The organism is Pseudonocardia tropica (assembly GCF_040105315.1).
In the GTDB taxonomy this organism is placed as follows: domain Bacteria; phylum Actinomycetota; class Actinomycetes; order Mycobacteriales; family Pseudonocardiaceae; genus Pseudonocardia; species Pseudonocardia alni.
In genome coordinates, this window is the sequence record NZ_JBEDNP010000017.1 from 43,897 (window position 1) to 69,590 (window position 25,694).

General features: G+C 74.6%; 20 protein-coding genes. 7 read left to right on the forward strand and 13 right to left on the reverse strand.

Annotated elements, in window-relative coordinates:
* Positions 1 to 8: 8 nt before the first annotated feature.
* The gene (locus WHI96_RS23110; RefSeq protein ID WP_345650098.1) at positions 9 to 1,700 is read right to left on the reverse strand and encodes a fatty acyl-AMP ligase; all 1,692 of its coding nucleotides are present in this window, start codon (positions 1,698 to 1,700) and stop codon (positions 9 to 11) included.
* An 89-nt stretch (positions 1,701 to 1,789) separates the two neighbouring features.
* Between WHI96_RS23110 and WHI96_RS23115 the strand changes: the two genes are divergently transcribed.
* The 3 genes from WHI96_RS23115 to WHI96_RS23125 are packed head-to-tail and all read left to right on the forward strand — an operon-like array spanning position 1,790 to position 7,143.
* Positions 1,790 to 3,157 (forward strand): dipeptidase, encoded by a 1,368-nt coding sequence (locus tag WHI96_RS23115; RefSeq protein WP_345650096.1) that lies wholly within the window; start codon positions 1,790 to 1,792, stop codon positions 3,155 to 3,157.
* Between the two features lie 29 nt (positions 3,158 to 3,186).
* Complete coding sequence (locus WHI96_RS23120; RefSeq protein ID WP_345650093.1) at positions 3,187 to 4,011, forward strand: LLM class F420-dependent oxidoreductase; 825 nt, start codon at positions 3,187 to 3,189, stop codon at positions 4,009 to 4,011.
* A gap of 48 nt (positions 4,012 to 4,059) precedes the next feature.
* Entirely contained in the window at positions 4,060 to 7,143 is a 3,084-nt protein-coding gene (locus WHI96_RS23125; RefSeq protein ID WP_345650090.1) for an AfsR/SARP family transcriptional regulator, read from the forward strand.
* Positions 7,144 to 7,147: 4 nt separating this feature from the next.
* Here WHI96_RS23125 and WHI96_RS23130 read toward each other — a convergent pair whose 3' ends face one another.
* From WHI96_RS23130 to WHI96_RS23145, 4 genes are all read right to left on the reverse strand, one after another.
* Positions 7,148 to 7,975, reverse strand: coding sequence for an ABC transporter permease (locus WHI96_RS23130; RefSeq protein ID WP_345650087.1), 828 nt, complete (start codon positions 7,973 to 7,975; stop codon positions 7,148 to 7,150).
* Complete coding sequence (locus WHI96_RS23135) at positions 7,972 to 8,931, reverse strand: ATP-binding cassette domain-containing protein (RefSeq protein WP_345650084.1); 960 nt, start codon at positions 8,929 to 8,931, stop codon at positions 7,972 to 7,974. Before WHI96_RS23135 ends, WHI96_RS23130 begins: the two co-directional genes overlap by 4 nt.
* A gap of 306 nt (positions 8,932 to 9,237) precedes the next feature.
* Complete coding sequence (locus WHI96_RS23140) at positions 9,238 to 11,040, reverse strand: ABC-F family ATP-binding cassette domain-containing protein (protein ID WP_345650082.1); 1,803 nt, start codon at positions 11,038 to 11,040, stop codon at positions 9,238 to 9,240.
* A 23-nt stretch (positions 11,041 to 11,063) separates the two neighbouring features.
* A complete protein-coding gene (locus WHI96_RS23145) occupies positions 11,064 to 12,053 on the reverse strand; it encodes a 4-(cytidine 5'-diphospho)-2-C-methyl-D-erythritol kinase (protein ID WP_345650079.1) in 990 nt (329 codons plus the stop codon).
* Positions 12,054 to 12,105: 52 nt separating this feature from the next.
* Here WHI96_RS23145 and WHI96_RS23150 point away from each other — a divergent pair, with 52 nt between their 5' ends.
* On the forward strand, positions 12,106 to 12,510 hold the full coding sequence (locus WHI96_RS23150) for a hypothetical protein (protein WP_345650076.1): 405 nt from the start codon (positions 12,106 to 12,108) through the stop codon (positions 12,508 to 12,510).
* A 263-nt stretch (positions 12,511 to 12,773) separates the two neighbouring features.
* Here WHI96_RS23150 and WHI96_RS23155 read toward each other — a convergent pair whose 3' ends face one another.
* The 5 genes from WHI96_RS23155 to metG form a co-directional block, all read right to left on the reverse strand.
* Positions 12,774 to 14,294 (reverse strand): DHA2 family efflux MFS transporter permease subunit, encoded by a 1,521-nt coding sequence (locus tag WHI96_RS23155; RefSeq protein WP_345650073.1) that lies wholly within the window; start codon positions 14,292 to 14,294, stop codon positions 12,774 to 12,776.
* A 34-nt stretch (positions 14,295 to 14,328) separates the two neighbouring features.
* Complete coding sequence (rsmA, locus tag WHI96_RS23160; protein ID WP_345650070.1) at positions 14,329 to 15,225, reverse strand: 16S rRNA (adenine(1518)-N(6)/adenine(1519)-N(6))-dimethyltransferase RsmA; 897 nt, start codon at positions 15,223 to 15,225, stop codon at positions 14,329 to 14,331.
* A 43-nt stretch (positions 15,226 to 15,268) separates the two neighbouring features.
* Positions 15,269 to 16,168, reverse strand: a complete 900-nt coding sequence (locus WHI96_RS23165) for a resuscitation-promoting factor (RefSeq protein ID WP_345650067.1) — start codon at positions 16,166 to 16,168, stop codon at positions 15,269 to 15,271.
* A gap of 264 nt (positions 16,169 to 16,432) precedes the next feature.
* Positions 16,433 to 17,266 carry a TatD family hydrolase gene (locus WHI96_RS23170; protein ID WP_345650065.1) on the reverse strand — a complete coding sequence of 278 codons (834 nt, stop codon included), beginning with the start codon at positions 17,264 to 17,266 and terminating at the stop codon, positions 16,433 to 16,435.
* Entirely contained in the window at positions 17,263 to 19,053 is a 1,791-nt protein-coding gene (metG, locus tag WHI96_RS23175; protein WP_345650062.1) for a methionine--tRNA ligase, read from the reverse strand. Before metG ends, WHI96_RS23170 begins: the two co-directional genes overlap by 4 nt.
* Before the next feature lie 113 nt (positions 19,054 to 19,166).
* On the opposite strand from metG, the gene WHI96_RS23180 reads away from it, so the two are divergent.
* Entirely contained in the window at positions 19,167 to 19,730 is a 564-nt protein-coding gene (locus tag WHI96_RS23180) for a TetR/AcrR family transcriptional regulator (protein ID WP_345650059.1), read from the forward strand.
* 6 nt (positions 19,731 to 19,736) lie between these two features.
* Here WHI96_RS23180 and WHI96_RS23185 read toward each other — a convergent pair whose 3' ends face one another.
* Together WHI96_RS23185 and zwf are read right to left on the reverse strand one after the other, a co-directional pair.
* Entirely contained in the window at positions 19,737 to 21,596 is a 1,860-nt protein-coding gene (locus tag WHI96_RS23185) for a glycoside hydrolase family 15 protein (protein ID WP_345650056.1), read from the reverse strand.
* Positions 21,593 to 23,035 carry a glucose-6-phosphate dehydrogenase gene (zwf, locus tag WHI96_RS23190; protein ID WP_345650053.1) on the reverse strand — a complete coding sequence of 481 codons (1,443 nt, stop codon included), beginning with the start codon at positions 23,033 to 23,035 and terminating at the stop codon, positions 21,593 to 21,595. Before zwf ends, WHI96_RS23185 begins: the two co-directional genes overlap by 4 nt.
* Before the next feature lie 95 nt (positions 23,036 to 23,130).
* Between zwf and WHI96_RS23195 the strand changes: the two genes are divergently transcribed.
* Positions 23,131 to 23,613 (forward strand): cation:proton antiporter regulatory subunit, encoded by a 483-nt coding sequence (locus WHI96_RS23195; protein ID WP_345650050.1) that lies wholly within the window; start codon positions 23,131 to 23,133, stop codon positions 23,611 to 23,613.
* A gap of 15 nt (positions 23,614 to 23,628) precedes the next feature.
* On the forward strand, positions 23,629 to 24,804 hold the full coding sequence (locus WHI96_RS23200) for a cation:proton antiporter (protein ID WP_345650047.1): 1,176 nt from the start codon (positions 23,629 to 23,631) through the stop codon (positions 24,802 to 24,804).
* Positions 24,805 to 24,816: 12 nt separating this feature from the next.
* Here the strand turns inward: WHI96_RS23200 and rsmI are convergent, their stop codons facing one another.
* Entirely contained in the window at positions 24,817 to 25,692 is an 876-nt protein-coding gene (gene rsmI / locus WHI96_RS23205) for a 16S rRNA (cytidine(1402)-2'-O)-methyltransferase (protein WP_345650044.1), read from the reverse strand.
* Positions 25,693 to 25,694: the final 2 nt, after the last annotated feature.

Sequence of the window (25,694 nt, forward strand, 5' to 3'; positions counted from 1 at the left end):
CGTCCGGGTCAGCGGCGGGCGGTGAGCAGGTCCGCCGTCGCGGCGCGGCGCAGCTTCCCCGACGGCGTCTTCGGCAGGCTCCCCGGCGCCAGCACCGCGACCTCGGCCGGCCGCACCCCCACCGCAGAGACGACGCGGCGGATCACGTCGTCGCGGATCCGGCGCACCGCGTCGGCGTCGGCGACCCCGTCGGCCCCACGGGCCTCGACGGCGACGGCGAACGACTCCCGGTGCCACCCCTCACCCGCGGCCATCCGGACGGCGACGACGTTGCCCGCGCGCACGCCCTCGACCGCACCGGCGGCCCGCTCGATGTCGGTCGGGTAGATGTTGCGCCCACCCATGATGATCACGTCCTTGGTGCGCCCGCACACCACGACGGCGCCGTCGGGGGTCAGGTAGCCCTCGTCGCCGGTGTCGAACCAACCGTCGCGGTCCTGGGTGGACACCGGCCCGTCGACGGTGAGGTAGCCGGGCGTCACGGCGTCGCCGCGCAGGTGCAGCACCCCGACCTCCCGGGGGCCCAGCACGCGACCGCCGCTGCCGACGACATTCACCTCGATCCCGGGCAGCGGGGGTCCGAGCTCGGGGAACTCCCGCACCGGACCGGTGCCCGCGGGCTCGGCGCGCCGGTGCGCCTCCAGGGACTCGGCGTCGACCCGGTCCACCGTCAGCCCGGTGTGGACGGGTGCGAAGGACACCCCGAGCGCGGTCTCGGCCATCCCGTAGGCACACAGGACCGACTCCGGTCGCAGCCCGAAGCGGGCACCGGCGTCGGTGAACGCCGCGACGGCCGCCGGGTCCACCGGCTCCGCGCCGTTGAGCGCCAGCCGCAGCGAGGAGAGGTCGAGCGCGCCGTCGTCGACCCGGGCGAGCTGGCGGGCCAGCACGGCGTAGGCGAAGTTCGGGGCCGCGGTGACGGTGCCGCCGTAGGACGAGATCAGCTCGGCCCACAGCCGCGGGCGGCCCAGGAAGTCCGCGGGGGTGACGGTGACCAGGTCCAGCCCGACCGTCATCGGGACGGTCAGGAACCCGACCATCCCCATGTCGTGGAACAGCGGCAGCCACGACACCATCCGGTCGGTCGCGACGTCCAGAGCGGACGCGGTCACCATCGCCCCGATGTTGGCGTGCAGGTTCGCGTGGGTGATCCGCACCGCCTTCGGGGCCGCGGTGGAACCGCTCGTGAGCTGCAGCAACGCGGTGTCGTGCTCGTCGGCGACGGCCGCGTCGGCGACGAAGGCGTCCGGGTCGCCCCGTAGCGGGTCGAGCATCCGGAACGGGACACCGCGCTCGGTCAGGACCGGGGCGAGGGCGTCGAAGGGCGGGCCGAGCAGCACCATCGCGGCGTCGACCATGGTCAGCGTGGTCACCGTGTCGGCGGCCCACTCGGCGAGGTCGGTACGCGGGGTGGGCTGGTGCAGCATCGTCACGCTGCCCCCGCACAGCCACACGGCCTGCGCCGCCGGGGCGATCGCCGCGGGCTCCCCGGCCAGGACGCCGACCGCACCGCCGAACGGGAGGGCCGGGCCGCCGTCGTCGCCGGGACGGCGCAGGGCGTCCGCGACCCCGCGGGCCGCGCGGTGAACCTCCGCCCACGAACGCCGCACGGGTTCGCGCGGCTCCCCCGTCGTCATCCCGCGGGCGGACCCGCCGGCACCGGTCGCGGACTCCAGCAACGTCGCCAGGAATCGGGACATGTGTCCGAATGTAGCGACGAACCGCCCGCAGGCGGCGGGGCGATCGGCGACCGGTGCGGCCGCGCGGGGCGCGCGTAGCATCCGAACGCATGGCCGAGCCGCACACCGACCCCGCTCCCGCAGCGCTCTCCGCCGCCGTCGACGCCGTCCTCCCGGGCGCGCGCACGGACCTCGAGGCGCTGGTCCGCATCCCGAGCATCTGGGCCGACCCGGCGCACTCCGAGGACACCCGCCGCTCCGCGGACGCCGTCGCGACGCTGGCCCGCGACGCGGGCGCCGCCTCGGTCGAGATCATGTCCGCCGACGGCGGGGCCCCGGCCGTCGTCGCGCACTGGCCGGCGCCCGCGGGCACACCGACGGTCATGCTCTACGCCCACCACGACGTCCAGCCCACCGGCGGCGACGACGAGTGGACCAGCCCGCCGTTCGAGCCGACCGAACGCGACGGACGCCTCTACGGTCGCGGCGCCGCCGACGACAAGGCCGGCGTGATGACCCACCTCGCCGTGCTCCGCGCCTACGACGGACGCCCCCCGGTCGGGGTCGTGCTGTTCATCGAGGGCGAGGAGGAGTCCGGTTCCCCCACGCTGACCGCGCTCCTGGCCGAGCACCGCGAGAAGCTCTCCGCCGACGTCATCGTGATCGCCGACGCCGCCAACCCGGCCGTCGACGTCCCGGCGCTGACCACCAGCCTGCGCGGCCTGGTCGACGTCGTGGTCGAGGTGTCGATGCTGGAGCGCCCGGTGCACTCCGGGGTCTACGGCGGCCCGATCGGCGACGCCCTGACCGCGCTGTGCCGCACCCTGGCCACCCTGCACGACGACAAGGGCGAGGTCGCCGTCCCCGGCCTGGTGCGCGGCAGCTCCGACGCGCCCGACCCGGACGAGGCCACCTACCGCTCCGACGCGGGCCTGCTCGACGGCGTCGAGCTGCTCGGCACCGGCTCGATCCCGGACCGGACCAACCACGCGCCCGCCGTCGCCGTGCTGGGGATCGACGCGCCGAAGGTCGCCGAGGCCTCGAACGTGCTGCTCCCCCGCGCCCGCGCGATGGTCAGCATGCGGCTGGCGCCCGGCCAGGACGCCCGCGAGGCCCAGCGCGCTCTCGCGGAGCACCTGGAGGGCAACGTCCCGTGGGGCGCGCACCTGTCGGTGACACCCGGCCACGGCGTCGCCGAGCCCTTCAGCCTGTCGTCGGCCGGCGCGGTCTACGACCACGCCCGCGCCGCGTTCTCCGCCGCCTACGGCAACGACGCCGTCGAGACCGGCATCGGCGGCTCGATCCCGTTCATCGCGGAGTTCGCGCGAACCTTCCCGGGGGCGGCGGTGCTGGTCACCGGGGTCGGGGACCCGGCCAGCCGCTGGCACGGCATCGACGAGAGCCTGCACCTCGGCATGTTCGGGCGCGGGGTGCTCGCGGAGGCGCTGCTGCTCGACCGGCTCGCCGGGCGGGCGTGACGGTCCGGCCCGACGGGTATCCGCCGGTCATGAGGTTCGGCATCGCAACGTTCGTGACCGACGAGGGCATCCGTCCCGGGCCGCTGGGCCGGGCGCTGGAGGAACGCGGTTTCGACTCGGTGTTCCTCGCCGAGCACTCGCACATCCCCACCAGCCGGGAGTCGCCCTACCCCGGCGGGGGCGACCTCCCGCGGATCTACCACCGCACCCTCGACCCGTTCGTCGCGCTCACCGCGATGGCGGGGACGACCACCGACCTGCTGCTGGGCACCGGGATCGTGCTCCTGCCGCAGCGCGACGTCATCCACACCGCCAAGCAGACCGCGAGCCTCGACCTGGTGTCCGGCGGGCGGCTGCTGTTCGGCGTCGGCGCGGGGTGGAACCGCGAGGAGATGCGCAACCACGGCGTCGACCCGAGGACCCGCGGGCCGCTCATGACCGAGCAGCTGCACGCGCTGCGGGCACTGTGGACCGAGGACGAGGCCGAGTTCCACGGCGAGCACCTCGACGTCGAGCGGTCCTTCTGCTGGCCCAAGCCGGTCCGCACCCCGCCGATCTACCTGGGCGGGGAGAGCGAGGCCGCGCTGAACCGGCTCGCCGAGGTCGGCGACGGCTGGCTCCCGCGCTCGCACACCTCCTACGACGAGATCCGCCGCGTCCGCGACGACCTCGCCGAGCGGGGCAAGCCGGACGTGCCGACCACGGTGTTCGGCGGGAAGCCGGACCCCGATGTCGTCGCCGGCTACGCCGAGGTCGGCGTCGAGCGGGTCACGTTCCTGCTGCCGACCCTGCCGGAGTCCGAGACCCTCACCACGCTCGACGAGCTCGCGCAGGTGGTCCAGCGGTCGAGCTGACTCGGTCGGCCGGAAACCGGTCGCCGTTGCGGGGCAGAATGGCCGGTGATGTCGATCCGGCTGCTCGGCCCCGTCTCCCTCACCGACGCCGGCGGGCGCGAGCTGCTGCCCGCCGGCGCCCGGGTGCGGGGTCTGCTCGCCCGGCTCGCGCTCGACGCCGGGCACCCGGTCGACACCGCGACGCTGGTCGACGCGCTGTGGGGTGACGACCCGCCGTCGACGGCGAACGCGCTCCAGTCCCTCGCCACCCGGCTGCGCCGCGCGATCGGCGCCGACCGGGTGCGGTCGGCCGCCGGCGGCTACCTGCTGGCCGTCGACCCGGACGAGGTCGACGCGCTGCGGTTCGCCGTACTGCGCCGGGCCGCCGCGATCGAGCCGGACGACGACCGCGCCCGCGCCCTGCTCACCGAGGCACTGGACCTGTGGCACGGCCCGCCGCTGGGCGGGCTGAACGGACTCGCGTTCGCCGCACCGGCCGCCACCCGGCTCACCGACGCCCGCGCGGGCGCCGCCGAGGAGCTGGCCGCCCGCGGGCTCGCGGCCGGCGCGCCCACGGCAGGTCTGGACGCGCTGACCGCGATCCTCGCCGAGCAGCCGCTGCGGGAGACCACGGCCGTCGCGCTGGCCCGCGGGCTGCACGGGGCCGGACGGCGGGCCGACGCGCTGGCCGTGCTCGACCGGACCCGGACGGCGCTGGCCGAGGACCTCGGCGTCGACCCGGGCCCGGAGCTGCTGCGGACCCGCACCGAGCTGCTGCGCGACGACCCGCCCACCGCCGCGACCCCCGCACGACGACCGGGACCACCGCCGGAGCGGACCCGGCCGGTGGCGCTCACCTCGTTCGTGGGCCGCGAGAAGGACCTGGACCGGGTACGCGCGCTGCTCGGCTCGACGCGGCTGGTCACCGTCGTCGGGCCGGGCGGGGCCGGGAAGACCCGGCTGTCGCAGGAGGCCGTGCGCGACCTCGGCGCGGCCGTCGCCGTCGTCGAGCTGGCCGCGCTGACCGGCGGCGACCAGGTGGTCCCGGCCGCGCTGCACGCCGTCGGCGGGCCGGAGCTGTCGGTCGCGGACCGCGGCGGGCCGGACGCCCGGGCGCGGCTGGTGTCGGCGCTGACCGGCCGCGAGCTGGTGCTGCTGCTGGACAACTGCGAGCACCTGGTCGACGACGCCGCGGACCTCGTCCACGACCTGCTCGCCCGGCTGCCCGGGCTGCGGGTGCTGGCGACCAGCCGGGAGCCCCTCGGTGTGCCGGGCGAGGTCCTGCACCCGCTGGGGTCGCTGGACCCGGCGCAGGCGACGCGGCTGTTCGCCGAACGCGCCGTCGCCGTCCGGCCGGACCTCGACCCGGCCGCCCACGCCCGGGCCGTCGCCGAGATCTGCCGTCGTCTCGACGGTCAGCCGCTGCCGATCGAGCTCGCGGCGGCCCGGGTGCGGAGCATGGCCCCGGCCGAGATCGCCGACCGGCTCGCCGACCGATTCCGGCTGCTGGTGACCGGGGCCCGGACCGCGCTGCCCCGCCACCAGACGCTGCGGGCCGTCGTCGACTGGAGCTGGGACCTGCTGTCCCCCGCCGAGCGTGCGCTCGCGACCCGGTTCGGGGTGTTCGCCGGACCGGTCGACGCCCGCACCGTCGAGGCCGTCTGCGGCGACGACGCGTTCGACCTGCTCCCGGCGCTGGTGGAGAAGTCACTGGTCGTCCGGGTCGACGGCGCCGAGGACGGTGCGACCCGCTACCGGATGCTGGAGACGATCCGCGAGTACGCGGCCGCACGGCTGGCCGACGCGCCGGACCACGACGCCGTGACCGCGGCGCACGCCGACCACCTGCTCGCCGTGCTGGAGCCCGGGGAACCGCGGCTGCGCACCGGGGACCAGCTCGACCAGCTCGCCGTCGTCCGGCGGGTGGAGGGCGAGGCCGTCCGCGCGCTGGACCGCGCCGTCGACGCCGGTGACGGTCCCCGGGCGCACCGGCTGTTCGCGGCGCTGGGCTGGAGCTGGATGGTCCGCGGCGACCTCGGGTCGCTGAAGCGCTGGTCCGACCGGGTCGCGACGGTCCCGGCCGACGCGCCGGCCGCCGCGGTCGCGTTCGCCCGCACGATCCGGGCGACGGTCCACATCGGGTTCGGCGACGAGCCGGGTGCGGCGCGCGCGGAGCTCGACGCCGTCGTCGCGCTGTGGCCGGAGCTGCCCGAGCCGCGGCACCCGGTGGTCGAGCTCGCCCGGCCCACGGGCCTGCTGTTCGGTGACGGGGACCGCTCCGCGCTCGTGGCCATCGCCGACGGCGACGGCGAGCCGTGGCTGCGGGCGACGGCGTCGCAGATCATCGCCGCGTACGCCGAGAACACCGGCGACCTCGACGTGCAGCGGGTCCGGCTGCGGGCCGCGCACGAGCTGTTCGCCCGGACCGGGGACCGCTTCGGGCTCGGGATGACGACGTTCGCGCTCGGTGAGCTGGAGGACTACGCCGGGGACACCGACGCCGCCCGCCGGGCCTGGACCGAGGCGGTCGCGCTGTCCGCCGAGCTGGGCAACGCCGACGACGTCCCCCAGTTCCACCTGCAGCTCGCCCGGCTCGCCGCCCGCGACGGCGACGAGACCGAGGCCCGCGAGCACCTCCGCCTGGCCTTCGACCACGACATCGTCGACGACCCCCGTGCGGACTTCGGCCTGCGGTGGGGCCGGGCCGACGTCGAGCTGCGGCTCGGGAAGCCGCAGGAGGCCCTGGACCTGCTCCAGGAGTCCGACGTGCCGGCGCCGCCCGGCCCCGGCCGGCTGCAGCGGGAGGCGTCGACGCACGCGCTCATCGCGGCCGCGCTGCTCGCCCTCGGCCGTCCCGACGACGCCCGCGAACGGCTGGAGCAGGCCGGGCGGTCCGCCGTCGCCAGCGAGGACGGGCCGATCCTCGGCCTGGTCGCCGAGACCTCCGCGCGGTGGGCGCTGGACGCGGGGGACGCGGAGCGGGCCGGTGAGCTGCTCGGCGTCGCCCTGGGCCGCCGGGGCGCGCTGCACCTGGGTCTGCCCGAGGTCGTCGCGACGCTGGAGGGGGTCCGCACACGGCTGGGCCCGGCCGCGGCCGACGCTGCGGTCGACCGAGGCCGGGCCCTCCCCCGGGACGCGCCCCCGGTGCCGTGAGCGCTCAGGTGCGGCGGCGGTAGAGCGCGACGGCCAGCGGCGCGAAGACCACGACCAGGCCCGCGGAGGTCAGCAGCGACACCGTCGCCGCACCACCCGCCGGCGCACCGTCGAGCAGGGCACGCACGGCGTCCGCGGTCCGCGAGACCGGGTTGACCGCGACGAAGCCCTGCAGCCAGCCGGGCATCGTCTGCGTCGGGACGAACACCGAGCTGGCGAACGTCAGCGGCAGCATGATCAGCGCGGACAGTCCCTGCACCGAGCGGGGCTGCTTCACGACCATCGCGAGCGCGGTGAACACCCAGCACAGGCCGAACGCGAACGCGACGACCAGCCCGAACGCGGCGAGGATCCCGAACGGACCCGCCGGGGTCCGGTAGCCGAGCGCGAACCCGAACACCAGCATGATCACGCCGGAGGTCACGTAGCGGACGAGGTCCGCCCCGATCGCGCCGACCAGCGGGGCCGCGCGGGAGATCGGCAGGCTGCGGAAGCGGTCGAAGATCCCGGTCTTGAGGTCCTCGGCCAGACCCACGCCGGTGCCCGCGGAGGCGAACACCACCGTCTGGAGCAGGACACCGGGCAGGGCGTAGTGCAGGTACTCCGTGCTGTTGCCGGCGATCGCGCCGCCGAAGACGTAGACGAACAGCAGCAGGAAGATGACCGGCTGCAGCGTGACGTCGATCAGCGCCTCCGGCGAGTGGATCGTCTTCACGATCCCGCGGCGGGCCAGCGACAGCCCGTGCCGCACCGTCGACGGCAGCAGCGGCGCGGAGCCGGCCGCCCGGCCGGAGCGCGGGGCGGCGGGCGGGGTCTCGAGGGTGGCGGTCATCGGGGGCCTCCGGAGGTGGTCTCGGCCGCGTGGCCGGTGAGGGAGAGGAAGACGTCGTCGAGGCTGGGGAGCCGCAGTCCGATCTCGGCGACGGCGACGCCCTCGGCCACCAGCCGGTCCTCGGTGCGGCGCAGTGCGCCGTGGTCGGCGACGGCCGCGGTGACCTCCCCGGACGGCTCGACCGTCGGCTCGGCGCCGGCCTCCTGCGCGACGACGGCGGCGACCAGCGGCGCCTCGCGCGGCAGCTCGGGGCGCACGTGCAGGCGTCGCCCGCCGGCCCGGGACTTCAGCTGCGCGGCCGTGCCCGAGGCGATGACCCGCCCACGGTCCAGGACGACGAGGTCGTGCGCGAGCTGGTCGGCCTCCTCCAGGTACTGGGTGGTGAGCAGGACGGTGACGCCGTCGTCGGCGAGCCGCCGCACGGCCTCCCACACCTCGTTGCGGTGCAGCGGGTCCAGCCCGGTGGTGGGCTCGTCGAGGAACAGCACCTCGGGGCGCCCGACGAGGCTCGCGGCCAGGTCGAGCCGGCGGCGCATGCCGCCGGAGTAGGTGCCGGCGCGGCGCCCGGCGGCGTCGGTGAGCCCGAAACGCTCGATCAGCTCGACGGCCCGGGCCCGGGCGGCCGGACGCGGCAGGTCGAGCAGCCTGCCGATCAGGTACAGGTTGTCGCGGCCGGTCAGGGCCTCGTCGACGGCGGCGTACTGGCCGGTGAGGCCGATCAGTGAACGGACCCCGGCGGCGTCGCCGACGACGTCGCGGCCGAGCACCGCGGCCCGGCCCGCCGACGGCGGGAGCAGCGTGGCCAGCATGCGGACGGTGGTGGTCTTGCCGGAGCCGTTGGGGCCGAGCAGCCCGAGGACCTGTCCGCGCCCGGCGGAGAAGGAGATCCCGTCGACGGCGCGGACGTCACCGAAGGTCCGGACCAGGCCGTCGACCTCGATAGCGGGAGTGTTCATGCCGATGAGCGTGCGCCCGCGCGCTGACACGGCCCTGGTACGGCGCTGGTACCACGCTGGCACCACGCTGGCACCACGCTGGCACCACGGTGACGGCCGCGGGCGGCGGACTCACCGCCACGAGCCCGATCCCGTCGCCACCCCCCGACCGTGGCGACGGAACCGGCCCGTCTCCCCCCGCGCCCCGGCGAGGCTCCCCAGCCCGCCGTGACGCGAGTACGACGGTAGCCGCACACCCGGGGGCCGCGGATCGGTCGAACTACTGATCTCTTATCCGGCTCTCTCCTACCCGGGTAGGAGAGACCCTCATCCCTCGGCGCGCTCGGCGGCCTCGAGCCACTCCAGCTCGACGCCCTCGCGCTCGGCGACGACGGCCTTCAGCTCCCGGTCCAGCTCCATCAGCCGGCCGGGCTCGGTGGCGGCCTCGGCGAGCTTCGCGTGCAGCTTCTCCTCCTGCGCGGTGAGCTGCCCCATCCGCCGTTCCAGGCGCTGGGCGTCCTTGCGGGCGGCTCGCTGCTCCGCGGCGCTCGCCTTCGGCCCGGCCGCCTGGGCGACGGGCGCCCCGGCCGGTACCGGCGCGGTCGGGGCGGCCCCGGCGGGGCCGTGGCCGGTGGCGGCACGGCGGGTCAGGTACTCGCCGATCCCGCCGGGCAGGTGGGTGAGGTGCCCGTCGCCGAACAGCGCGACGACCTGGTCGCAGACCCGCTCGGTGAGGTACCGGTCGTGGCTGACGACCACCAGGGTGCCCGGCCAGCCGTCGAGGAGGTCCTCGAGCCCGGCGAGGGTGTCGACGTCCAGGTCGTTGGTGGGCTCGTCGAGCAGCAGGACGTTCGGCTCGTCCATCAGCAGCCGGGTCAGCTGCAGCCGCCGGCGCTCGCCACCGGACAGGCGTCCGACCGGGGTCCACTGGCGGGCCGCGGGGAACCCGAGCCGCTCCAGCACCTGCGACGCGGTCATCTCCTGCTTGCCGAACCGCACGTACTTGGCGACGGCCTCGGTGGCCTCCAGCACGCGCATCTCCGCGGGGAGGTCGACGAGCTCCTGGGACAGCTGCGCCATCTTCACCGTGCTGCCCTGGACGCGCCTGCCCGAGTCGAGCGCGCGTTCCCCGGACAGGGCGCGCAGCAGCGTCGTCTTGCCGGAGCCGTTGATCCCGACGATGCCGACCCGGTCGCCCGGGCCGAGCCGCCAGGTCACGTCGTCGAGCAGGGTGCGCCCGGCGACGGCGACGGTCGCGTCCTCCAGCTCCAGCACGGTGCGCCCGAGCCGGTTGGTCGCGAACGCCATCAGCTCGACGGTGTCGCGCGGTGCGGGCACGTCGGCGATCAGGGCCTCGGCGGCCTCGATCCGGTAGCGGGGCTTCGAGGTCCGGGCGGGCGGGCCGCGGCGCAGCCAGGCCAGCTCCTTGCGGGCCAGGTTGCGGCGGCGCTGCTCGGCGGCGTCGGCCTGCCTGCCGCGCTCGGCGCGGGCGTAGACCCAGTCGGCGTAGCCGCCGGTGTAGGACTCGACGCGCCCGTTCGCGACCTCCCAGGTCCGGGTGCAGACGGTGTCGAGGAACCAGCGGTCGTGGGTGACGACGACGAGTGCGATCCGCCGCGCCGTCAGGTGCGTCGCGAGCCAGCCGATGCCCTCGACGTCGAGGTGGTTGGTGGGCTCGTCGAGGACGACGAGGTCGAGCTCCCCGATCAGCGCCGCGGCGAGCGCGACCCGGCGCTTCTCGCCGCCGGACAGGCCGTCGGTGGGCCGCTCGATGTCGGAGATGGCGAGCCCGTCGAGGACGTCGCGGACCCGGGCGTCCGCGGCCCACTCGTGGTCGGCGCCGTACCCGGCGAGGACGATGTCGCGCACCGTCGACCCGGCCGGGAAGCGGTCGTGCTGTACCAGGTGCGCCATCCGCAGGCCACCGAGGCGGCTGACCCGGCCGCCCTCGACGGGGCGGTCGCCGGTGATCACGTCGAGCAGGGTCGACTTCCCGCCGCCGTTGAGGCCGACGACGCCGATCCGGTCGCCGCGCTCGACGCCGAGCGAGACGCCGTCGAGCAGGACGCGGGAGGCGTCACCGGGCACGTGCGCGGTGACGTTCTCCAGGTTGAGCAGGTTCTCGGGCAACTACGTCTCCACCGTCGGGAAGGTCAGGCACGGACCGGGGGCCACGAGCCGGAGCTCGAGGGACCGCCGCGGTCGGGGGGGTGGTCGCCGCCGGTCTCGGAGGTGTCGACGATGCGGGCGCCGCCGGCCGGGCCGTGGGCGACCCGCACCGTCCGGCACACCCCCATGCCGGCGAGCTCGGTCGCGACCTCGACGGCGGAGTCGGCGTCGGCGCACAGGAACGCGCAGGTCGGCCCGGACCCGGACACCAGCCCGGCGAGCGCGCCGGAGTTGACCCCGGCACGCAGGGTGCGGCGCAGGTCCGGGGCCATCGAGACGGCGGCGACCTGCAGGTCGTTGCCCAGGTTGAGCGCGAGCCGGCGCGGGTCACCAGAGGACAGCGCCTCCAGTACGGGCTCGACCGGTCGCTCGGTGATCGGGCCGTCGCCGCGCAGCCGGTCCAGCTCGGAGAACACCGCCGGTGTGGACAGTCCACCACGGGCCAGTGCGATCACCCAGTGCAGCCGGTGCCGGGCGAGCACGGGGATGATCTTCTCACCACGGCCGGTGCCGAGCGCTGTGCCGCCGTGCAGACCGAACGTGACGTCCGACCCGAGCTCGGCGGCCAGTTCGGACAGCTCGTCGCGGCCCAGCTCCAGCCGCCACAGCGACGACAGCGCGACGAGCGTGCCCGCCGCGTCCGCGGAGCCGCCCGCCATGCCGCCCGCGACCGGGATGCCCTTGCGCAGGGTCACCCGCACGTCCGGGGCGCGCCCGGCCCTCTCCGCGAGCAGCTCGACCGCCCGCCAGGCCAGGTTGGTGGCGTCCAGCGGCACCTCGGCGACGCCGTCGCCGTGCACCTCCAGCGCGGGCTCCTGCGCCGGCTCGACCGAGATCTCGTCGAACAGGCTGACGGCGTGGAACACCGTGACGAGGTCGTGGAAGCCGTCCGGCCGCACCCCGCCGACGGCGAGGTGCAGGTTGATCTTCGCGGGAACCCGGACGGTGACCGGTCGCGGCACGGCGGACAGCACCGTTCAACCCTACGGGCAGCGCGGGACGGGCCGCCGCCGCCCGGCACCCGGGGTGGCCGGGCTGCCCGGTCCGGCCGGGCTGCCCGGTCCGGCCGCACTGCCCGATCCGGCCGCACTGCCCGATCCGGCCGCACTGCCCGATCCGGCCGCACTGCCCGATCCGGCCGCACTGCCCGATCCGGCCGCACTGCCCGATCCGGCCGGGCTGCACGATCCGACCGGCCCGACCCCGGGCGGCCCGACCTCGGCCGATCCGACCCCGGCCGATCCGACCCCGGCGGCGCGGCACCGGGTGACGCGGCAGGGCGATCAGCCCGGTCGCGGGCACCCGTCCCCCGACGAATTCGCTTACCCGGTAAGCGAATTCGGAGAACCGGCACCCAAGCGGGCCGATGGACAGGACGTCGCTGCCTGTGGGACGGCCACCGGCAGCCCCGCCCCACACCGCCCGACCTGACACCGTCGGCACCGGGATCGTCCCCACCGACACCGTCTCTCCGGCGAATTCGCTTACCGGGTAAGCGAATTCGCACAACAGGCACCCGCGACCGCCCGGCGCGGACCGCCCGAGGCGGATCGCCCGGCGCGGATCCCACACGGTGCAGACCTCACGGGTGCAGACCTCACGGCCAGACGGTCTGGGCGGCACGGCGGAGCGCCGAGGACCGCCGCCTGACCGATCACCCGGCCCACCGCCGACGCCCGCTCCCGGAGGAGGAGCTACCGGGTGAGTGACTCCGCGGAGCCGGTGCGCTCCGCGGCCGCGCGGCGCTCGGCCAGGTGGCGCGGCGTCGCGAAGCAGGCGACGGCCACGAACCCGATCACCAGTACGGCCGCGGGCAGCAGCATCGACTGGGCCATCGCCGTCGCGAAGGGGTCGCGCAGCGCCTCGGGCAGCGGGCCGCCGGTCGCGGCGACCTCCGGGGCGCCGCCGGTCGCCGACGCGCCCGGGACGAGCGCGGCGATCCGGGACTCCATGAGCACCGCGATGCCCGCGCTGCCGAGCACCGCGCCGACCTGACGGGTCGTGTTGTAGACGCCCGACCCGGATCCGGCCTGGTCCATCGGCAGGTTGCGGGTGGCGCTGGTGGAGATCGGCGCCCAGACGCAGGAGTTGGAGACGCCGAGCAGGGTGAGCGGCAGCAACAGCTGCCAGACCGGGGTGTCCGGGCCCATCACCCACGCCAGCCAGGCCAGCGCGATGACGAACGTCGACATCCCGAAGCCGCCGATCAGCCGCGGGTGGACGCGGTCGGTCAGCCGCCCGGTGTACGGCGCGAGCGCGCCGGAGAAGATCGCCAGTGGCGCGAGCAGCAGCGCGGCCTGGGTCGGGGTGAAGCCGCGCACGCTCTGCGCGTAGATCATCAGCGGGAAGCCCTGCGCGGTGATCGCGAAGCCGACGGTGCAGATCGCGATGTTGGCCAGCGAGAAGTTGCGGTCCCGGAACAGGCGCAGCGTGACCAGCGGCTCGGTGGTGGTGACCCGCTGCCACCACACGAACGCGACCAGCACGACGACTCCGCTGCCGATCAAGGCCCAGATCCCGGCGCTCCAGCCGAACTTCTGGCCCTCCTGGATGCCGAAGACCAGCAGGAACATTCCCGCGGCGGACAGCACCACACCGACGACGTCGAACCGGCGGCGCGAGGTCTCGAGCGAGGGCACCAGCCGCCAGGCGGCGACGAAGGCGATCACCCCGACCGGGACGTTCACGAAGAAGATCCACTCCCAGCCGAGGCCTCCGACGAGGAGCCCGCCGACGATCGGCCCGGTGAGCGTCGCGACGCCGGCGACGGCGCCCCACAGGCTCATCGCGCGCCCGCGCTGGGCCGCCGGGAAGGTCCGGGTGATGACGGCCATGGTCTGCGGCGTCATCATCGCGGCACCGAGGCCCTGGGCGACCCGCGCGACGATCAGGGAGCCGACGGTCGTCGTGAGCCCGCACCACAGCGAGGCCAGGGTGAACACCGCGAGCCCGCACAGGTAGACGCGCTTGGGCCCGAACCGGTCCCCCAGCCGCCCGGTGACCAGCAACGGGACGACGTAGGCGAGCAGGTACGCGCTGGTCACCCAGACCACGGAGTTGACGTCGGCGTCCAGCGAGGTCAGCAGCGCGGGCGTCGCGACGGTGACGATCGTGGCGTCGACAAGGATCATGAAGAACCCGATCACCAGCGCCCACAGCGCGGGCCACGGGTTCGTCCCGTCGGCGCTGACCACCTGTTCCCTCGACCGTGTCACCACGCCATCATGCGCGGTCCCCGGCACGGCCCGCTCAGGCGGGAGGGCACCCCGCCGGACGGTTCCGGGCGATCCGGGCGAAGTCGGACACCGCCAGGGTCTCGGCGCGGGCGGTGGGGTCGACACCCGCGGCGCGCAGGGCCTGTTCGGCCGCCGCGGCCGAGCCGGCCCAGCCCGACAGGGCTCCCCGAAGCACCTTGCGGCGCTGGGCGAAGGCCGCGTCGACGACCGCGAAGGTCGCCGCCCGGTCGGCGTCGGCGGGCGGGTCGTGCCGGGTGAACGCCAGCAGCCCGGAGTCGACGCCGGGGACCGGCCAGAACACCGCGCGCGGCACCGGCCCGGCGCGGCGGGCGGCGGCGTACCAGGCGAGCTTGGCGCTGGGGGCGCCGTACTCGCGCGAGCCGGGTCCGGCGGCGAGCCGGTCGGCGACCTCGGCCTGCACCATGACCAGCCCGGTCCGCAGCGACGGCAGCTCGGAGAGCAGGTGCAGGATCACCGGCACCGCGACGTTGTAGGGCAGGTTCGCGACGATCGCGGTGGGCGGCGCCGCGCCGGGCCCGGCGTCGGCCGCGAGCCGGTCCGCGCCGATCCGCATGGCGTCGGCCCCGGTCACGGTGAGGCGGCCGGCCAGCTCGGGGGCGCGCTCGGCGACGGTGTCGGGGAGCAGCCCGGCCAGCACCGCATCGATCTCGACGACGTGCACCCGGGCCGCGACCGGCAGCAGCGCCAGGGTGAGCGAGCCGAGACCGGGGCCGACCTCGAGGACGACGTCGTCGCCGTCGACACCGGCGGACTTCACGATCCGGCGGACGGTGTTGGCGTCGTGGACGAAGTTCTGGCCGAGCTTCTTGGTGGGGCGCAGACCGAGCCGGTCGGCCAGCACCCGGACGTCAGCCGGGCCCAGCAGGCGGGCGGTCCCGTGGTCGCTCACGGGACCATTCTCGCCGGGCACCCCGGGCGGGGTGTGTGCGGGATCAGCTCAGGCCGAGCTTGGAGGAGCAGGACGGCCAGGCGCTGTAGCCGCCGCGGTCGTCCTTGACCTTCTCGGCGACCGCGATCTGCTCCTCGCGGGAGGCCTGGTCCGCGGTCGGGGCGTACTGCCCGCCGCCGTAGGCCTGCCAGGTCTGCTTGTTGAACTGCAGCCCGCCCTGGTAGCCGTTGCCGGTGTTGATGCTCCAGTCGCCGCCGGACTCGCACTTGGCCAGCTTGTCCCAGGTCGCGCCGTTGGAGACGGCGGGCGCCGAGGACTTCGCCTTCGCGACGATCTCCTCGACCTTCTTCTTGGTGCCGACCTTCACCACGCGCGGGGCGGCCGGGGTGTCCTGACCGGCGCCGACGCGCTCGCGGGCGACCTCGCGGCCCTGGTCGTAGGTGACCCGCCAGATGATGCTGCGGGCGCCCTCGCGGCCCGGGTCGACGACGGTGCGGGTGCCCTCGTCGAGCGACGGGTCCTGCACCTCCCGCTCCGGCACCGGGAGCTTCTGCGACTCGACGATCTGGGCGTTCACGATGTCCGAGCCGGTGGTCGGGGCGGCGACCGGGGCGAAGGACGCGGGCGAGGAGGGCCGGTCGAGGTTCATCGACGCCGTGCCGAGGTCGGTGGCGTTCGCGGCGAGCCCGGCCTGGAGCTCCTGCGTGGGCTGCTCGGCCGGGGCGGTGAGCACCGCGGCGGCGAGGCCACCGGTCGGGACGGAGAACAGCGCGGCCGCGGCGGCGGTCCGGACCCCGGCCCGGGAGCGGGCACCGGCGGTGCGGTGACGGCCCTCGTAGGTGACGTACCCGGCCTCGTCGCCGGCGAGACCGGCGGGCGCGACGACGGGGAGCGGTCGCGTGAGCTCGTCGTCGGCGAGCGGTGCGGCGTGACGCGAAGACATGACTTCCCGGGGGCTCGGCTGTCCGGGAAGGGCCATGACCTGCGGGAACGACGACCGGCGCGGTGCCGGGGAGCGGAACCGTCGCTGGGGAGCGGACCGGTCGTCGTCCCGCGGGTCGGGGGAGCGACCCCGTCCCGGCGGGTACGACGAGGGACGTTAGCGGACCGTGACCCGGCGCAGCGTGTCCGACGCGCGCGTGGCGACGAGCGGACGGTGATCGACGGTGAGTGACGACAACCCCGTCACTCGTCACGGCGGACGGCGTCAATCGGTTGTGCGCAGCCGGAAGATCCGTTCGGCGTTGCGGCGGGCCGTCTCGGCGACCCGGGCCTCGGACTCCCCGCGGGTCGCGGCGATCCCCCGCACGGTCCACGGCAGCACGTAGGGCTCGTTGGCCCGGCCGCGGTGCGGGTGCGGGGTGAGGAACGGCGCGTCGGTCTCCACGAGGTACTGCTCGGCGGGCACCAGCGCCGCGGCGGCGCGCAGCTCGTCGTTCTTCCTGAAGGTGACCGGACCGGCGAAGGACAGGACGTACCCGGCGTCGGCGCACTCCCGGGCCATCGCGGCGTCGCCGGAGAAGCAGTGGAAGACCACGGTGTCCGGGGCGCCCTCCTCGCGGAGGATGCGCAGGACGTCGTCGTGGGCCTCCCGGTCGTGGATCATCAGCGGCTTGCCGGTGCGCTTGGCCAGCCCGATGTGCCAGCGGAACGCGTCCTGCTGCGCGGCGGGCGGGCTGTGGTCCCAGTGGTAGTCCAGGCCGGTCTCGCCGATCGACACGACGCGGTCGTCGGCGGCCAGCCGCTCGATCTCGGCGAGGTCGGCGGCCGGCACCCGTGCCGTCCGGGTGGGGTGCAGCGCGACGGCCGCCCACACCCGGTCGTCGGCGTGCGCGGCGCGGACGGCGAACCGGGCGCCGTCGAGGTCGTCGGCGATGGTGACCGCACCGACGACGCCGACCGCCGCCGCCCGGTCCATCGCGGCGACGACGTCGGCGTCGGTCTCGCAGCCGCACGCGTCGAGGTGGGTGTGGCTGTCGATCGTCGGCGCGGCGAGCGGCTCCGGCGGCTCGGGGCGCGGCCGGCGGCCGTGTCCGCTCACTTCCGGACCGGGGCCCACTCCGGCCCGGTCTCCCCCAGCTCGGGCGCGAGCTTGGCGATGATCGGCGACGGCTTGGCCAGCGGGCGCCCCACCTCGATCGGCGTCGACCCCCAGTGGGCCTGCTCGGCGGCGTAGTCGCCGGTGAGGACCGGGTAGGCGGGGCCGTCGCCGAGGTCGTCGACGGTCGTCTTCTCCGGCTGCGCGGCCCACACCCCGGTGCCGCCGAGCGCCTCGTGCACCTTCTGCGCCGCGTGCGGCAGGAACGGGGTCAGCAGGGTGTTGGCGTCCTGCACGACCTGCAGCGCGGTGTGCAGGATCGTGTCCCGGCGCTCCGGGTCGTCCTTGCGCTTCCACGGCTCCTGGTCGGACAGGTACCGGTTCGCGGCGGTGACCACGCGCATCGCCTCACCCGCGGCCTGCTTGAACCGGTTCCGCGCGAGCAGCCCGCCGACGGTGTCGAACCCGGCCCGCGAGTACGCGAGCAGCTCGGCGTCGGCCTGCTGCGGCGCCGTCGGCGTGGGGATCGCGCCCACGTTCTTGTGGGCCATCGAGACGGACCGGTTGACCAGGTTGCCCCACTCGTTGGCCAGCTCGAAGTTGACCCGGCGGACGAACTCGTCCCAGGTGAAGTCGACGTCCTGGCTCTCCGGCCCGGCGACGGCGATGTGGTAGCGCAGCGCGTCCGGTCCGAACTCGCGTAGGAAGTCCCCGACGTAGATGACGGTGCCGCGGCTGGTCGAGAACTTCGACCCGCTCATCGTCAGGTACTCCGAGGACACGACCTCGCTGGGCAGGTCGAGCGTCCCGTACGGGCCGGGCTCCCCGCCGCGGTCGCCCGCGCCGTTCTGCCCGAGCAGGATCGCCGGCCACATCACCGAGTGGAAGGTGATGTTGTCCTTGCCCATGAAGTAGAAGGCCTCGGCGGCCGGGTCGGTCCACCACTGCTTCCACGCGTCCGGGTCCGGGCCGCGACGGGCCCACTCCACCGAGGCGGACAGGTAGCCGATGACGGCGTCGAACCAGACGTAGATCTTCTTGAGCGGGTTGTCCGACCACACGTCGAGCGGGACGGGCACGCCCCACTCCAGGTCGCGGGTGATGGCGCGCGGCTTGAGGTTCTCCACCAGGTTCGCGGAGAACCTGAGCACGTTGGGGCGCCAGTCGGTGCGGGTCGACAGCCAGCTCCCGAGCGCCTCGGAGAAGGCGGGCAGGTCGAGGAAGAAGTGCTCGGTCTCGACGAACTTCGGCGTCTCCCCGTTGATCCGCGAGCGCGGGTTCCTGAGGTCGGCCGGGTCGAGCTGGTTGCCGCAGTTGTCGCACTGGTCGCCGCGGGCGCCGTCGTAGCCGCAGATCGGGCAGGTGCCCTCGATGTAGCGGTCGGGCAGGGTGCGGCCGGTGGACGGGCTGATCGCGCCCAGCTGCGTCTTCGGCACGACGTAGCCGTTCTTGTACAGCGCGGTGAACATGTCCTGCACGACGCGGTAGTGGTTCGACGTCGTGGTCCGGGTGAACAGGTCGTAACTCAGCCCGAGACCCTGCAGGTCGTCGGTGATCACGCCGTTGTACTTGTCGGCGAGCTGGCGCGGGGTCAGCCCCTCGGCGTCGGCCTGGACCTGGATCGGGGTGCCGTGCTCGTCGGTGCCGGACACCATCAGCACCCGGTCCCCCGCCATCCGCCGGTACCGGGCGAACACGTCGGAGGGCACACCGAAGCCGGACACGTGGCCGATGTGCCGGGGGCCGTTGGCGTAGGGCCACGCCACGGCGGTCAGCACGGCTTTGCTCATGCCCTCCAGCGTATTCACCGCCGCCATCACGTTCTGCGGCGGCACATCACCAAAGATGGGGATAGGACCCCGAAACCGGGGTCCGCCCCGCCTCCGGTGCCATAGTGACGCCCATGGACCGGGGTGAACGGGACCGCGAGGCCCTCCTCGACGCGGCCCTGCAGCAGTGGGCGGACGGCGGCTGGTCCGCCATCGACCCCTCCTCGGCCGCGGAACGGGCCGGGCTGCCCGCGACCGGGGCCGACGAGTTCGGCTCCGACGTCGAGCTGGGCTGCGCGGTGTTCGACCACATCGTCGACGAGCGCGCCGCCACGACGTTGGCCGCGGTGCAGGCCGCCGCCCCGAACCCGGCGGCCCGGATCCGGGCCGCGCTGACGGCCTGGTTCGACGACGTCGCCGCCGACCCGCGACGGGTCGTCGTGCTGGTCGACGCGATCGGCTGCCCCGAGCTCGTCGCACGCCGCCGCAGTGCCAACCGCGGTTTCGCCGAGCTGATGGTCAGCGGCGCCGTCGACAGCCGGATCGAGCCCGACGACCTGCGCGTCGCCGGGCACTTCTGCCTCGGCGGGATGGGCGAGATCGTGCTGGCCTGGCTGGACCCGGACAGCCCCGTGACCCGGGAGCAGGCCCTGGGCCACGGGGTCCGGCTCTACGAGTCCTGCCTGTTCACCCGCTGAGCGGTCTCACCCCAGCGCCCGGTCCAGGTTGATCGCGGAGCTGATCAGCGACAGGTGGGTGAAGGCCTGCGGGAAGTTGCCCAGCTGCTCCCCGGTCAGGCCGATCTCCTCGGCGTAGAGACCCAGGTGGTTGCCGTAGGAGAACATCTTCTCCAGCGCGATCCGGGCCTGTTCCAGGCGTCCGGCCCGCGTCATCGCCTCGACGTTCCAGAACGAGCACATCGAGAACGTGCCCTCCTCGCCGTCGAGACCGTCCGGTGAGTCCTCGACGTCGTAGCGGAACACCAGGGTGTCGACGACGAGGTCGTCGTTGATCGCGTCCAGGGTCGCCAGGAACCGCGGCTCGGTGGGCGCGCAGAACTTCACCATCGGCATGAGCAGCACCGACGCGTCCAGCGTGGTCGCGCCGTAGCGCTGCACGAACGACCCGCGCGGCGGCACGTCGGGGTCCCAGCCGCGGTCCATGATCTGGTGGTAGATCTCGTCGCGGGTGGTGGTCCAGGAACCGACGTCGCCGGGCAGGCCGCGCCGACGCGCCATCCGGATCATCCGCTCGACCGCGACCCAGCACATGAGCCGGGAGAACACGTGGTCCTGGCGGCCCGCCCGGGTCTCCCAGATGCCCTCGTCCGGCGAGTCCCAGTGCTCGCGCAGCCAGTCGAGGATGGTGCAGAGGTTCGTCCAGTCCTCGTGGCCGACGCCGTCGCCGTACTTGTCGTACAGGTAGACCGAGTCGATGATCTCGCCGTAGATGTCGAGCTGCAGCTGCGCCGACGCCCCGTTGCCGGCCAGCACCGGGCGCGAGCCGCGGTAGCCGTCGAGGTGGTCGAGCTCGACCTCGTCGGGGGTCTCGTCGCCGTCGATCGTGTACATGACGCGCAGCGGGCCCTGCGCCCCCTGCTGTCGTGTACCGAACCGGCCCGACAGCCAGCCGATGAACGCGCCCGCCTCCTCGGTGAATCCGAGCCGCAGCAGCGCGTAGAGGGTGAACGCGGCGTCGCGCATCCAGACGTAGCGGTAGTCCCAGTTCCGCTCGCCGCCCAGCTGCTCGGGCAGCCCCATCGTCGGCGACGCGATCACCGCGCCGGTCGGCTCGTGGGTGAGCAGCTTGAGGGTGAGCGCGGAGCGGTGGACGCGCTCGCGCCACCGCCCGGTGTACGACGAGTGCGCCAGCCAGTCCTTCCAGAACGCGACGGTCCCGGTGAACAGGGCCTCCGCGGCGTCGTCGCAGGTGGTGGGCTCCCCGGTCGCGTCCACCTCCAGCACGAACACCTCGGTGCGCCCCTCGGCGGTGCGGAACCCCGCGCCCGCGGCGTGGTCGGTGATCTCCAGCTCCACCGACGACGTCAGGTCCAGGGTGACACCGCTGCCGGTGAACCGGATGCCGGCGCCCGCGCTCTCGACCTTCGGGGTCTCCCGGGCGTAGTCGGGTCGCGGGACCACCTCGACGGTCATCGGCACCGACCCGCGGACCCCGGTCACCCGGCGGACGAGCCGCTGGCGGTGGTCGGGGTCGTGCGGGCGCAGCACCACCATGAGGTCCTGCACCTCGACGATGCCGTCGGCGGTGAGGAAGCGGGTGATGAGGATGTTCGAGTCGGGGTAGTAGAACTGCTGCTGGCTGGCGAGCTCGGTCTCGTCGACGCACGGCGCGAGCCTCCAGTGCCCGCCGCGGTCGGCGTCGAGCAACGAGGCGAACACGCTGGGCGCGTCGAACCGGCCCGGGCAGAACCAGTCGACGGTGCCGTCGGTGCCGACGAGTGCCGCGGAGCGCAGGTCGCCGATGATCCCGTGCTCGGCGATCGGCAGGTAACGGTCCGCAGCGCCGTGGCGCCCACCCCGCGAGCCGCCCGCAGCGGGGCTCACTCCGGCACCCGCCAGCCGCGCGGGCCGGGCAGGTCGAGCGCGTCCTGCGGGCCCCAGGACCCGTCGGAGTAGGTCTGCGTCCGCGGCGGGTCGGCGAGCACCGGGTCGCACAGCTCCCAGAGCCGCTCGACCTCCTCGGTGGTGGTGAACAGCGTGCGGTCGCCCTTCATGACGTCCAGGAGCAGCCGCTCGTAGGCCTCCAGCGCGTCGTCGGGGTCACCGACGCTGTCGAGGTCCAGCCGCATCCGGCCGCGGCCGACCTTCAGCTCCGGGCCGGGGACCTTCGCGCGGACGTCGAGCTCGGCCGACACCTGATCGGCCAGCTCGATCACGAGCTCGGTGGGCGGCCCGTCCTGCGCGACGGCGCCGACGCTCGTTCCGCCTGCGCTCCTCTCGTCCGTGAACGACCCGCCCGGGAACATGGTCAGCGCCGGCTCGTCGAAGCCGATCGTCACGGTGCGCCGGGTCGCGCCCATCGCCTTGCCGGTGCGCAGGAAGAACGGGACGCCGAACCAGCGCCAGTTGTCCACGTAGGTCTCCAGCGCGACGAACGTCTCGGACTCCGAGTCGTCGGCGACGCCCTCCTCGTCGCGGTAGGAGGCGTAGCGGCCGAACACCACCCGCGACGGGTCGAGCGGCCGGATCGAGTGGAACACCTTCGCCTTCTCCGCGTGCAGCGCGTCCGGCGTGATCTCGTACGGCGGCTCCAGCGCGACGAACCCGAGGATCTGGAACAGGTGCGTGGAGATCATGTCGCGGAACGTGCCGGTGGACTCCATGAACGACGCCCGGCCCTCGATCCCGATCTCCTCGGGGACGTCGATCTGCACGTAGCGGATGTTCTGGCGGTTCCACACCGGCTCGAACAGACCGTTGGCGAAGCGCAGCGCGAGGATGTTCTGCACCGACTCCTTGCCGAGGAAGTGGTCGATGCGGAAGATGTCGGCCTCGTCGTAGACGTCCTTCAGGCCCGCGTTCAGCTCCTTCGCGGACCCCAGGTCGGTGCCGAACGGCTTCTCCAGCACCAGCCGGGAGCGCTCGGCGATGCCGGTCTCCCCCAGCATCGCGACCATCGGGGTCATCGCGGTCGGCGGCACGGAGAGGTAGACGAGCCGCCGCACGTCGTCGGAGCCGAGGTCCTTCTCGGCGCGCCGCACCGCGTCGGCGAGGTCGGCGCCGTCGTCGGCGTCGGAGACCACGAAGCTCAGCCGCGGCGCGAAGTCGTCCCAGCCGGTGTCGTCGGACAGGGCGCCGCGGATGCGGTCGCGGAACTCCTCGTCGGAGCCGGGCGAGTGCCGCCCGGACCCGATGACCCGGAAGTCCCCGGGGAGCAGCCCCTCGTTCTGCAGGTGGAGCAGACCCGGGAAGAGCTTGCGCCTCGCCAGATCGCCGGTGGCGCCGAACAGCACGATCACGTGCGGGGGCAGGTCCGAAGGCATGATCCCCGGCTACCCCCGGGCGTGGCCGGTCATTCGGCGGCGCCGGTCACGAGCGTGTTTCCGCCGGCCGGTGTGCGCAGCGTACCGTTGCGGGGGTGAACGTCGACGTGACGCCGCTCCCCGGGATCGGGGTGCGGAAGGAGATCGAGCTGCGCAGCGGCCGCCGGGTCGGGGTCATCGCGCACCGCGACGGGAAGATCGACCTGATCCTCTCCCGTGCCGACGACCCGGACGCCTGCGTCGCGGAGCTGCCGCTGACCGTCGAGGAGGCGGGCGCCCTGGCGAACCTGCTCGGCGCCCCGCAGCTGGTCAACCAGCTGAAGGACGAGCAGGCCGACCTCCCGGGCATCACCACCCGCAAGATGCCGATCAAGCTGAACGGCCCGTTCGACGGCCGCCCGCTCGGCGACACCGCGCTGCGCACCCGGACCCAGGTGTCGGTGGTCGCGATCATGCGCGCGGGCCAGGTGATCCCGTCGCCGACGCCGGACCACGTGCTGGCGGCCGGGGACATCGTGATCGCCGTCGGGACGGCCGAGAAGCTGGAGCAGGCCGCCGACATCCTCGCGCGCGGCTGAGGCCGCCCGGTAGTCGTGGACCACACCGCACTCGAACTGCTCGAACTCGGCGCCGTCTTCTTCGGGCTCGGCCTGCTCGGCAGGCTCGCCCAGCGGATCGGCCTGTCCCCCATCCCGCTCTACCTGCTCGGCGGCCTCGCGTTCGGCGCGGGCGGCGTCGTCCCGCTGGGCGACATCGGCGACTTCACCTCGCTGGCCGGCGAGGTCGGCGTCGTCCTGCTGCTCCTGCTGCTCGGGCTCGAGTACTCCGCGGTCGAGCTGGTCACCGGGCTGCGCCGGTCCTGGACGGCCGGGATCGTGGACATCGTGCTCAACTCCGCGCCCGGCGTCGCCGTCGCGCTGATCCTGGGCTGGGGCGCGGTCGGGGCGATGGTGCTGGGCGGGGTCACCTACATCTCCTCCTCCGGGATCGTCGCGAAGGTGCTGTCGGACCTGGGCCGGCTCGGCAACCGGGAGACCCCGGTGGTGCTGTCGGTGCTGGTCTTCGAGGACCTGGTGATGGCGCTGTACCTGCCGATCCTCACCGCGCTGCTGCTCGGCGTGACGCTCTGGGGCGGGATCAGTGCGGTCGCGGTGTCGCTCGCGGTGATCTCGGTGGTGCTGGTCGTGGCCCTGCGCTACGGCCGCTACGTCTCGGCCGTCGTCGACTCCGACGACCGCGAGGTGTTCCTGCTCAAGGTGCTCGGCGCCGCGCTGCTGGTCGCCGGGTTCGCCCAGGCCATGCAGGTGTCCGCGGCGGTGGGCGCGTTCCTGCTGGGCATCGCCGTCTCCGGCTCGACCGCGGAGAACGCGACGAAGCTGCTCGAGCCGCTGCGGGACCTGTTCGCCGCGGTGTTCTTCGTGGTGTTCGGGCTGTCGACCGACCCGCGGGCCATCCCGCCGGTGCTCGGCTGGGCGCTCGTGCTCGCCGTGTCGACGGCCGCGACCAAGTACGCGACGGGCTGGTGGGCGGCGAAGCGCGCACGGATCGGGCGGATGGGCCGGGCCCGCGCCGGGGCCGCACTCGTCGCCCGCGGCGAGTTCTCGATCGTCATCGCCGGGCTGGCCGTCGGCTACGCGGCCGTCCCCGCCGAGCTGTCCGCGCTGGCCACGGCGTACGTGCTGATCATGGCGGTGCTGGGCCCGATCGCCGCCCGCTACGTCGAGCCGGTCATGCGCGCCCTGCCGACGCGCACCCCCGCGACCGCCTGACCGCCCGCCGCGTCAGTCCCGGGCGGCGAGGGTCGCGTTGTAGAGGTCCCGCTTCGGCACGCCCGCGGCCTCGGCGACGGCGGCGACGGCGTCCTTGAGACGCTCGCCGTCGTCGGTGCGCTCCCGGACGGCGTCGACCAGTGACTCGACCGGCGGCGCCTCCCGGGCCTCGGCGCCGGCCAGCACCACGGTCACCTCGCCGAGGACGTCGCCGGAGGTGGCCCAGGCGTGCAGCTCGGCCAGGGTGCCGCGTACGACCTGCTCGTGGGTCTTGGTCAGCTCCCGGCACACCGCCGCGCGGCGGGACTCCCCCAGCACCGCGACGGCGTCGGCGAGGGTGTCCGCGGTCCGCCGCGGCGACTCGAAGAACACCACGGCGCGGCGCTCGTCGCGCAGGGTCTCCAGCCACCGGCGGCGCTCGCCGGAGCGGCGCGGCGGGAAGCCGTCGAAGCAGAACCGCTCGCACGGCAGCCCGGACAGGACCAGCGCCGTGGTCACCGCGGACGGGCCGGGCGCGCAGGTGACCGGGAGGTCCTGCGCGGCGGCCGCGGCGACGAGCCGGTAGCCCGGGTCGGAGACGGCGGGCATGCCGGCGTCGGACACGACCAGCACGGTCGCGCCGTCGCGGACCGCGGACAGCAGGCCGGGCAGCCGCTCGGCCTCGACGGCGTCGTAGTGGCTGACGATCCGGCCGGTGTAGGTGGCCGGCAGCGCCGCGGCGAGGGTCCGGAACCGGCGGGTGTCCTCGGCGGCGATGACGTCGGCGGTGGCGATGAGCTCCCGCAGCCGCGGCGACGCGTCCCGCGGGTCGCCCAGCGGGGTCGCGGCCAGGACCAGGCGACCGGTCGTCGTGGCCGTGTCGGGCGTGGAGTCGGGGGCGGGAGTCACGT